Source organism: Pandoraea nosoerga, from assembly GCF_902459585.1.
Lineage (GTDB): Bacteria > Pseudomonadota > Gammaproteobacteria > Burkholderiales > Burkholderiaceae > Pandoraea > Pandoraea nosoerga.
Map to the genome: position 1 here is coordinate 381,491 of NZ_CABPSC010000003.1, position 9,772 is coordinate 391,262.

General features: G+C 66.1%; 10 protein-coding genes. 4 read left to right on the forward strand and 6 right to left on the reverse strand.

Translation table 11 applies throughout. The features are described 5' to 3' along the window. The 6 genes from aroE to mpl all read right to left on the reverse strand — a co-directional run bounded on the left by aroE (position 1) and on the right by mpl (position 7,415). The gene (gene aroE / locus PNO31109_RS06725; RefSeq protein WP_150554813.1) at positions 1–873 is read right to left on the reverse strand and encodes a shikimate dehydrogenase; all 873 of its coding nucleotides are present in this window, start codon (positions 871–873) and stop codon (positions 1–3) included. A gap of 126 nt (positions 874–999) precedes the next feature. Next, positions 1,000–1,896: a lipid A hydroxylase LpxO gene (lpxO, locus tag PNO31109_RS06730; protein WP_150554814.1), complete on the reverse strand. Its 897-nt coding sequence runs from the start codon at positions 1,894–1,896 to the stop codon at positions 1,000–1,002. A 125-nt stretch (positions 1,897–2,021) separates the two neighbouring features. After that, positions 2,022–2,981, reverse strand: a complete 960-nt coding sequence (locus PNO31109_RS06735; RefSeq protein WP_241013674.1) for an energy transducer TonB family protein — start codon at positions 2,979–2,981, stop codon at positions 2,022–2,024. A gap of 8 nt (positions 2,982–2,989) precedes the next feature. Next, positions 2,990–5,179 (reverse strand): ribonuclease catalytic domain-containing protein, encoded by a 2,190-nt coding sequence (locus tag PNO31109_RS06740; protein ID WP_150554815.1) that lies wholly within the window; start codon positions 5,177–5,179, stop codon positions 2,990–2,992. A gap of 77 nt (positions 5,180–5,256) precedes the next feature. Further along, positions 5,257–5,868, reverse strand: coding sequence for a YqiA/YcfP family alpha/beta fold hydrolase (locus tag PNO31109_RS06745; protein WP_150554816.1), 612 nt, complete (start codon positions 5,866–5,868; stop codon positions 5,257–5,259). Between the two features lie 164 nt (positions 5,869–6,032). After that, positions 6,033–7,415 (reverse strand): UDP-N-acetylmuramate:L-alanyl-gamma-D-glutamyl-meso-diaminopimelate ligase, encoded by a 1,383-nt coding sequence (gene mpl / locus PNO31109_RS06750; RefSeq protein WP_150554817.1) that lies wholly within the window; start codon positions 7,413–7,415, stop codon positions 6,033–6,035. A gap of 119 nt (positions 7,416–7,534) precedes the next feature. Here mpl and PNO31109_RS06755 point away from each other — a divergent pair, with 119 nt between their 5' ends. The 4 genes from PNO31109_RS06755 to PNO31109_RS06770 all read left to right on the forward strand — a co-directional run. Next, on the forward strand, positions 7,535–8,191 hold the full coding sequence (locus PNO31109_RS06755; protein WP_150554862.1) for a UDP-N-acetylmuramate--alanine ligase: 657 nt from the start codon (positions 7,535–7,537) through the stop codon (positions 8,189–8,191). Between the two features lie 189 nt (positions 8,192–8,380). Then, the gene (locus tag PNO31109_RS06760; RefSeq protein WP_150554818.1) at positions 8,381–8,905 is read left to right on the forward strand and encodes a TlpA family protein disulfide reductase; all 525 of its coding nucleotides are present in this window, start codon (positions 8,381–8,383) and stop codon (positions 8,903–8,905) included. Positions 8,906–9,070: 165 nt separating this feature from the next. Continuing rightward, positions 9,071–9,517, forward strand: a complete 447-nt coding sequence (gene aroQ, locus PNO31109_RS06765; RefSeq protein WP_150554819.1) for a type II 3-dehydroquinate dehydratase — start codon at positions 9,071–9,073, stop codon at positions 9,515–9,517. 69 nt (positions 9,518–9,586) lie between these two features. Continuing rightward, positions 9,587–9,772 (forward strand): DUF8684 domain-containing protein (locus tag PNO31109_RS06770; protein WP_503124985.1); only part of this gene is annotated, 186 nt, incomplete at its 3' end.

The following is a 9,772-nucleotide window of genomic DNA, read 5'->3' on the forward strand; positions in this document are numbered from 1 at the left end:
TCAGCCTTTGCCGGTAAGCCGCGCACGCAGGGCTGCGCGCACGGCGCCGGTGGACGGCCGCACGCCGCGCCACAGGGCAAACGCTTCGGCGGCCTGCTCCACCAGCATGCCGAGCCCGTCCGCGGTGCGCGCCGCGCCGGCCGACAGGGCGTGCGTCATGAAGACCGTCGGCTGCGCGCCGTACATCATGTCGTAAGCGAGCGCCCCCGCGGCGTAGACGCCTGCCGGCAGCGGCGGCACGTCGCCCTGCAAACTGCCCGCCGTGGCGTTGATGACGACGTCGAACTCCGCCGGCACCGCCTCCCATCCCCCTCCCGCGAGCGAGACGCCCTGGCGCGCCGCTGCATCGCGAAAGCGCGCGACCAGTTCGTCGGCACGCGCTGCCGTGCGGTTGGCGACGAAGAGCGCCGCCGGGCGCGCCTCGATCAAGGGGAGCATCGCGCCGCGTGAAGCGCCGCCCGCGCCCAGCAGCAGCACGCGGCGACCGCTCAGCGATACGCCCAGCGGCCCCTCGATGTCGCGCACGAGACCGACACCGTCGGTGTTGTCGCCGGTCACGCCCTGCGCGTCGAACACCAGGGTATTGACGGCGCCGGCGGCCTGCGCACGCTCGGTCAGGCGATCGGCCAGCGCATGCGCCTCGAGCTTGAACGGCACGGTGACATTCGCGCCCCGTGCGCCATGGGCGATGAAGTCGCGCACCGTGGCGGCGAACGCGTCGAGCGGTGCGAGCAGTCGTTCGTAGGTCAGATGCTGCCCCGTCTCGCGCGCAAACTCGGCATGGATGAACGGCGACTGGCTATGCTCGACCGGATGGCCGATTACGGCATAGCGATCGGCGGGCGATTTCCCGACAGGCGTTTGGTTTGTCATCGTCGTCAAAGACGCGGCGCCTGGCTTTCGCTCAGGCGCCGCGTTCGGATGTGTCTCAAATCGTCCGGCGTCGACGGCAGCGCTTCGGGGCGCCCGCGCGCCGGGCCGGTATTTCCCGGGCGTCGATCACCAGAAGATCCACAGCGCAATGCCGCCGAACAACGCCCACTTCACCGCATAGTATACGTAGCGGTTCCACGCCTTGAGGCGTTTGCCGACGATGCGGATCGAATAAATATACTTGAACGCCTTGTTCAGTCCACCGGTGCGATCGCCGGCATCGTTCGGCGAGGCGGCCGCTCCCACGAGGTGACGGCCGACCCAATGGTTCACCGCCTGCGTCCAGCGATACTTCATCGGCCGCTCGACGTCGCAGAACAGAATGATGCGGTTCTGGCCGCTCTGGTTTTCCGCGTAGTGGATGTACGTCTCGTCGAACACCACGCCTTCGCCGTCGCGCCAACTGTATCGCTGACCGTCGACGTCGATGTAGCAGCGATCGTCGTTCGGCGTCACCAGGCCGAGGTGATAGCGAAGCGATCCGGCGAACGGATCGCGGTGGCGCACGAGGCGGCTGCCGTGCGGCAATTCGGCGAACATTGCGGCCTTGATCGTCGGGATCTTGCTCACGAGTTCGGTCGTCACCGGGCACAGCTCGTAAGCGGACGGATGCGCGTCGTCATACCACTTCAGGTAGAAACGCTTCCAGCCGCTCTTGAAGAACGAGTTGAAGCCGACATCGTTGTATTTGTCGGACGCCTTGATGCGACTCGCCTCGAGCAGCGCCACGGCTTCGGTGCGGATCGCCTCCCAGTTCTGCCGCAACGGCTCGAGTTCGGGGAAATTTTCCGTCTTCAGATACGGCGTCGTCGGCACACGCGAGAACGCATACATGAAAACGTTCAGCGGCGACAGAAACGTCGAGTGGTCGGACAGCTGGCGAAAAAATTTGTGACGAACCTTGCCGCGCAGATGGACATACAGCGCGCACGCGGCAATGATCGCCAGGACGATCCATTTCATGGCGAAGACTTTCCAGTTCGGGAAAACCCCGTAATTATAGAAATTTTTGGAAAGACTTACCGGCCAGCCCTTGCCCGGGCGCCGCGCATCGCTGGCCAACGGGCGTCAACGCCCCGGATCGAGCGCTATCGCGGCGATGTCGTGAGCGCGGCGCCCGACGTCGGCGAAGCGAGCGTCTCGGCCTGCACGCCCTGCCGCGTGAAAGTCATGCGCGTGACGATTTCGAGGATGTCGTAGCGCTGCTTCATTTCGGGGGAGAAGTCCCCGAACGGCGCACTCGCCTGCACGATGGCCACCGCGCGGCGATCGAGGTCCCGGTTGCCGGAGCTGCGCGTCACCTCCACGCCGGCAACGTTCCAGCCGTCCTTGTGATACCCGAGGCCGCCGCGCTGATTGACGTTGAGCGTGACGATGAGCTCGCCGTAAAGGCGCTCGTTGCCCACCTGCGGGAAATGCTCGGTGCCGTAGCGCTCGACGCGATGGCGCAGGGTGTCGAAGTACCGGGCATACGCGACTTCGCGGGTGTTGGCCGTGACCTGACCACGTTTCGGACGGGTCTGATAGGCGCGCAACTGCTTGTCGATTTCGGCCTGCAATCGCGCGATTTGCTGATCGACGTTCTCGTCATCCGCGCCGTGTCCGCGCTGCGCGACATCGGTACGGTTGCGCTGCGCTTGCGGCGCGGCTGCGTACTGGCTGCGCAACTGCGCGAGCAGCTTCTCCTGCATCGCCTCGAGATCGCTGACGTTGCGCTGCATCTGCGCGATCGGCGCACCGTCTCGCTGCACCTCGCGCGACGGCAATGGCGACGTGGCGCGTTCACCATCGTGCTCGCCGCCACCGATGAGATTGGCCTGCGCGAGCGCCGTGGGCTTGTCGGGGGCCCGGGCGGACTTGGCGTTGACGAGCACGACTTCGAGCGGCGTGTCCGCGCTGTGCAGACGGAAGCGGTCGGGCGCGACAAAATGCACGGCCAGCGCGAGCAGATGAACGACGGCCGAAAGTAGCAGCCCGGTCGCGAGCGGATGCTCGCGCATGAACCGCCAGCCGCGGCGTCGCGCCGCGGCCGTCGTACCGGAGGCCAATGCGGGTTTCAGCACGCCGCGCCGGCCGAGGCGTCGCGCGCCTGCGCAGCCATCAGAGCGACCGCCAGCGGGGATGCGTTCGCAGCATCGGCGTCGGATGCATGAGATGCGGGGACGGCATTGCGGCCACCGTCAGCCCCGCTGCGGCCCTCGGCATGGCCGCCGTCATCCTCGCCGCTCTGGCCCGCTCCGTCGGCGCCCTCGGCACCTTCGGCTCCATCCGTCCCATCGGCGCCGTCACTGCCCTCGCCGCCTTCTCCCTCGCCGCCGTCGCCTTCGTCATCGTCGTCGGCAAGCGCGCTCTGGCCTGCGCCGAGCACCTGCGCGACGCGCACGGAAATGCTCAACGTGACGACATCGAGCGACAGGATATCGAGCATGATCTGCGTGCCGCGCGCGTGCAAGCCGAGGCCCGGCACGATCAACGTGAGCGGAATCTCGTTCAGACGCACGGTGTCGCCCTTTAGCACGCTGGCCTGCACCTGCGAACGGTTCTCCTGGAGCAGCCAGCGCAAACACCAGTAACGCTCCATGCGGCTCTGATGCTCCGCATACGCGGCATAGGCCGCCTCGAAGCTCGAGACCGTGGCGTAGAGGTCGGCATCCTTGGGCTTGAATGGCGCGGCGAGCTTCGCCGTCACGCCATGCCGCACACAGGCGAGCAGCTGCCACTGGTTCACCAGGTCCACGTAACGGCGCAGCGGTGACGTGCTCCACGCGTACTGCTCCACGCCCAGGCCTTCGTGGGGCGCGGGCGAGGTCTGCATGCGCGTGCGATTGACGCCGTAAGCGCGCTGGGCGCGATAGATGCCCGGCACGCCGCATTCGGCAAGCAGGCGTCCCCACCGACTGTTCGCGAGAATGGCCATTTCGGCCACGATCAGATCGAGCGGCGCGCCGCGCATGCGCTGCTTGATCGTGACGTGCTCGCCGTCGACGTAGAAGTTGAAGTCCGTCTTGTTCTGGACCTCCGGACGCAGGCCGTAGCCCACGCGCGCCGCCTGGCGCTTGTCGTACAGCGACTGGGCGAACGGCCACAGCAGCCGCAGTTCTTCCTTGTGCGGATAGTCGCCGCTGCCGTCGGCAAGCGTCTCGGCCGTGATGACCGCATCGAGTTCGTTGTGGCGCAGGTTCGCGGAAATCGGCACGCGTTCGGCGCGCGTTTCGGTCGCGACGATCTCGTAGGTGTCCGTCTTGACGACCACATAGAGCGACAGCGCGGGCCGCGCCCCGCCTTCGGCGAGGGTGTACGCCTCGACCACCGCGTCGGGCAACATCGTGATCTTCTCGCCCGGCGCGTAGACGGTTGACAACCGCGCGCGCGCAATCTCGTCGATGGGGTCGCCGCGCGTGATGCCGAGGCCCGGCGCCGCGATGTGGATGCCCACGCGCATGAGGCCGTCGGGCAGCCGTTGTACCGACAGCGCGTCGTCGATTTCAGTGGTCGTCGAATCGTCGATCGAGAATGCCTGCACTTCGGCCAGCGGCAGCTCGTCGGCCGGCAGCGGCGGCGGCCCCACGTCCGGGAAACCGGTCCCGCGCGGGAAGTGCTCGTAGAGGAACGCCGCCTCGTGATAGGCGCGCGGCGACGCGATGCCGCCGCAGGCGAGCATCACCTCGGCGTGCGTCTTGCCCATCGCGATGGCGGCGGCGTCGAGCGCCTTCCACTCGATGGCGTTCTTGTCGGGGCGAAACAGCAGCGCCAGTTCCTTGCCGCGCAGGGCCTCCGGCAGCGTGCCCGCGATCAGCTGGTCGGCGTAGCTCGCCTGGAGTTCGGCCTGCTGCTGCTTGCGCGCCAGCCCGGCGAGCGCCGCCTGCAACTGCTCCTGCGGCGCACGCTGATATTGGCCGCGGCCTTTGCGACGGAAATAGATCGGGGAGGCCTGCAAGGCCAGCGCCAGGCCCGCCTGTTGCGCCGCGCTCGCGCCCTCGCCGAAGTATTCGGCAGCGAGCACCGGAAACGGAAACTCTTCGGCGGGCGCGCATTCCCACAGGAAACTCATGTCGATTTCCTGGGCTGCGGCCTGTGCCTGCGCGATCAGTTCGGCGGGCGTGGGCGACTCGAAGCGCAGCAGCACGTCGCGTCCCTTGATCTTGCTGCGGCGCCCGCCAGGCAGTTCCACCTGATACGACTCACCCTGCTGCGACAACACCGTGCCAGCCTTGAAGCCGCCGGATTCCTCAAAAAAAATGTTCATGAAACAGCCATCGATCGCAATAGGCGATATTGTAGCCCGCCAATGTGCGGCGGTTTAAGGCAGAACGGGCAAACGCCTCATTCGCCGGCGAACGCTGCGGCAGCGCCTGGCGCGGGCGGCACGTCGATGCCGGCGAAGCGCAACACGTCGTCCATGTAGTTCGCGAAATCGGAAATCCCGTGGTCGCTCCCCTCGATCAGCGTGAGCTTGGCGCCGACAAACTTGGCCACCATGTCACGGTAGTCGAGCGTCTGGTCGCCGGTCGCCGCCACAAGGTAGTAGCGTTCGGGACGCGAGATCTGGGCCACGTCGATCATGCGCAACTCGTCGAGATGCCTCGGCTCGACCACGATCGAGCCGCCACCGTGCCACATGGGCTGCTCGCCAAGCCATTTGCCCAGATCGTCGTAAGGCCGCGTGGCCGGATTGAGCAACACCGCGCGGCAGCCGAGCTTTTCGGCCAGATACGTTGCGTAATAGCCGCCCAACGAGCTGCCGACGATGGTGAGCTCGTCGGCGCTCACGCCCGTGAGCAGACGTTGCGCGTCGACTACCGCCGCCAGCGGCGAGGGCGGCAGTTGCGGACAGGCCCACTGATGACCAAGGCCCAATCGATGCATGCGGGCCGCCATCAACTGGGCCTTGAAGGAACGCGGCGACGAACGGAAGCCGTGCAAATAGAGAATCATGTGAGCCTCCGGAGAATCTGGGGCAACCGGCGCATACGCCGGCCACGGGGATCGCGCGATTGCCGCGCCGATGTTGTGCGAGGGGTTCGAGGCGTGTCCGGGCGTGTCGAGGCGTTCGGCCCGTCTCGGGCGCGCTCACGCCCGCCCGCGTCGACGAAAGCCCATCAGGCATGCGCGGCGAGCGCATCGAGCAGCTTCTGATGAATGCCGCCGAATCCGCCGTTGCTCATCACCACGATCTGGTCGCCTGGCTGCGCCGCGGCACTGACCGCGCGCACAAGGCCGTCGATCTCGCTAAACGCCTGCGCGCGCGCGCCGAGTGGGGCCAGCGCGTCGGCAAGGTTCCAGCCCAGCGCGTCCTTGCCGGACGGGGCGCCGTAGCCGAAGACGAGGTCGGCATCAGCGAGGCTGGCGGGCAATTGCGCCTTCATCACGCCGAGCTTCATCGTGTTCGAGCGGGGTTCGAGCACGGCCAGAATGCGGGCATTGCCCGCGCGGCGCCGCAGGCCGGCCAGTGTGGTCTGGATGGCCGTCGGGTGATGGGCAAAATCGTCATACACGGTCACGCCGTTCGCCACGCCGCGCACTTCCATGCGTCGCTTGACGTTCTGGAATTTGCCCAACGACGCGGCCGCCTGCTCCGCCGGTACGCCGACATGGCGGGCGGCGGCGATGGCCGCGAGCGCATTCATCCGGTTGTGTTCGCCCTGCAGCGACCACTTCACCTCTCCCGCGGCCGCCGGACCGTGGTGGACCCAGAACGACTCCTGCCCGCCGGCGAGCGAATCGTTGGCGTGCGCGACATGCCAGCCGTCTTCTACGCCGAAGCGTTCCACTTCGCTCCAGCAGCCGCGCCCCAGCACCCGCTCCAACGCGCCTTCGCGCCCGTTGACGACGAGACGGCCCTGCCCCGGCACGGTACGCACCAGATGGTGAAACTGGGTCTCGATCGCGCCGAGATCCGGAAAGATGTCGGCATGATCGAATTCGAGATTGTTCAGGATGGCCGTGCGCGGGTGGTAGTGGACGAACTTCGAGCGCTTGTCGAAGAACGCCGTGTCGTACTCGTCGGCCTCGATCACGAAGAAGTCGCTGTCGGTAAGCCGCGCCGAGATGCCGAAGTTCATCGGCACGCCGCCGACGAGAAAGCCGGGGTGATAACCGGCGTCCTCCAGGATCCACGCCAGCATCGAGGTCGTGGTCGTCTTGCCGTGCGTGCCGGCGACCGCGAGGACCCACTTCCTGGAGAGCACGTGCTCGCCGAGCCATTGCGGGCCCGACGTGTACGGCAGATTGCGGTTCAGGATCTCTTCCATCAGCGCATTGCCGCGCGACACGACGTTGCCGATGACGAACAGGTCGGGCTTGAGCGAGACCTGATCGGCGTCGAAACCCTCGATCAGGCGAATGCCCTGCGCCTCGAGCTGGGTGCTCATCGGCGGATAGACATTGGCATCGCAACCCGTGACGGTGTGGCCGGCCTGACGCGCCAGAACCGCCAGACCGCCCATGAACGTGCCGCAGATGCCAAGAATATGAATATGCATGGATGGGGAGCGCGGTGAGGGACGGGGCGAACCCGTACCGGAATCGGGGTAGTGCAAAGTCAAGGGCTCCATTGTACCTGCGGCGAGGCGGGCAACGCCTTTCGGGTATCATCGACGGCATGACACGCAAATCCTGGAACGACGCCCAGCGCCTGCGCGAAGAAATCGCCCTGGCCGCGGCCCGCCTCATCGCCGAGGAGGGCGCGGACTACGCCATGGCCAAGCGCAAGGCGGCCAGGCAGGTCACTGGCGAGAACCGCATTGCGGGCGAATTGCTGCCGGATAACGATCAGATCGAGGCGGAAGTGCGCGAATACGTGCAAACATTCCTTTCTGATACGCAACCGGCAGAACTAGCCCACCTGCGCGAAGTCGCGCTCGCGGTCATGACGGAACTCGCCCGCTACCGGCCTTATATCACCGGCGCTGTATACAATGGCACCGCCACGGCGCTATCGGACGTCTATCTGCAGGCTTTTTGCGACAACCCGAAGGAAGTGGCCATCGATCTGCTTAATCGGGGCATTGACTACGAAGTCTCCGAGACCCGCCACTTCAACGGCCGGGGCATGGTCGAGACCCTGAGCTTTCTGTGGCGCATACGGGGTCAGCGGGGTGAGCCGGTCGGCGTGCATCTGTCGCTGTATTCGCTCGACGACATGCGCGGCGCGCTCAAGGCGACCGACGGCAACGGACGGGCCGTGCGCACGGACGCGGAAGGATTGCGTACCCTCATCGCGGAGACCGAGGCCAGGCAGGCTGCCCATAGCGGCTGAGGTGTCGGCGGATCGAAGCGAGATCGGTGTAGATCGGTCTGAATTAGTTTGAATCGGCTTGGATCGGCTTGGATCGCCCTCCTTTCTCCGCCATTGGGGGGCTGTTTTTCGTTTATCGTACTTTTCGGACGCTTTCACCCGCCCTTTACCGTCTTTACCGTCTTTACCGTCTTTACCGTCTTTACCATCATGGCAAAACGCATTGTGATTCTGTTGCTCCTCGCGCTCGTGGGGTTGGGCGCGGGGTTCTGGTTCGGCCATCGAAGCCAGCAGTCGAGCGGGGCGACCGACGCCGCCGTCGCGCAGTTGCTGGCGACTCGCCTGCCGGACCTGCGCGGTAATGAACAGGCCGTCTCGCAGTGGCGAGGCAAGACGCTCGTGGTCAACTTTTGGGCGCCGTGGTGCGGCCCGTGCGTGGAGGAAATGCCGGACCTGCAGGCCCTTTCCACGGAATACGGCAGCAAAAACGTGCAATTTGTGGGGATTGGCATCGATTCGGCGCAGAACATGATCGCTTTCGAGCAGAAGGTGAAGGTCGACTACCCACTGCTGGTGGCCGGCTACGCAGGCACCGATCTGGCGCGCGCGCTGGGCAACAAGGCCGGCGCGCTGCCCTTCACGGTCGTGGTGGACGCTCAGGGCCGTCTGCACTACGAGAAGCTCGGCCGAATCACGCCGGACGAGGTGCGCACGGCGCTCCGGCCGCTGATCTGACCCCGTCGATCTGCATAGCCGCGCACGGCCAACGGGCGCCCTCGAAGCCTGACATTGCGGGAACCCCTGCCGAAGCCGGCCGGCGCGGGCCGTTTTTCGCCCCACTGGACAAAATCGACCAACTGGCGTTTAATTGCGCCCAATTTCGGGAAATTTGATTCGCCAATGCCTCACCGCATTCTCGTGCTCCACGGCCCCAACCTGAACCTGCTCGGCACTCGCGAGCCGGAGGTGTACGGTCGCACGACGCTGGTGGACATCGACCAGGCCCTGGAGGCTCACGCCCAGGCGGCCGGTGCGCAGGTGGCGACATTCCAGAGTAATCACGAAGGTGCCCTGGTTGACCGGATTCAGGCGGCGCGCGGTGAGTCGATCGACTTCATCGTCATCAACCCGGCGGCCTACACCCATACCAGTGTGGCCATCCGCGACGCGCTGTCCGGCGTCGGCATCCCGTTCGTCGAGGTTCATCTCTCGAACGTTCATGCGCGCGAAGCCTTCCGGCATCACTCGTACCTTTCCGACATTGCGCAAGGCGTGATCTGCGGCCTGGGCTGGCGCGGCTACGTCTACGCACTCGATTTTGCCCTGCGGCGCCTCGCCGGCGGGTAGTCCTTTCATCCCCTATCTTCCCTCGCGGGGCGTTGCCCCGCGTCGACACCGAATCAAGGAGCTTCCTTCATGGATTTGCGCAAACTCAAGACGTTGATCGACCTCGTGGCCGAATCGGGTATTTCCGAACTCGAAGTCACCGAAGGCGAGGGCAAGGTCCGCATCGTCAAGGCGCCGCCGCAGGTGATCGCCGCGCCGGTGCAGATGGCCATGCCGGCCGCCGCGCCGCAGGCCGCCGCGCCGGCGCCCGCAGCC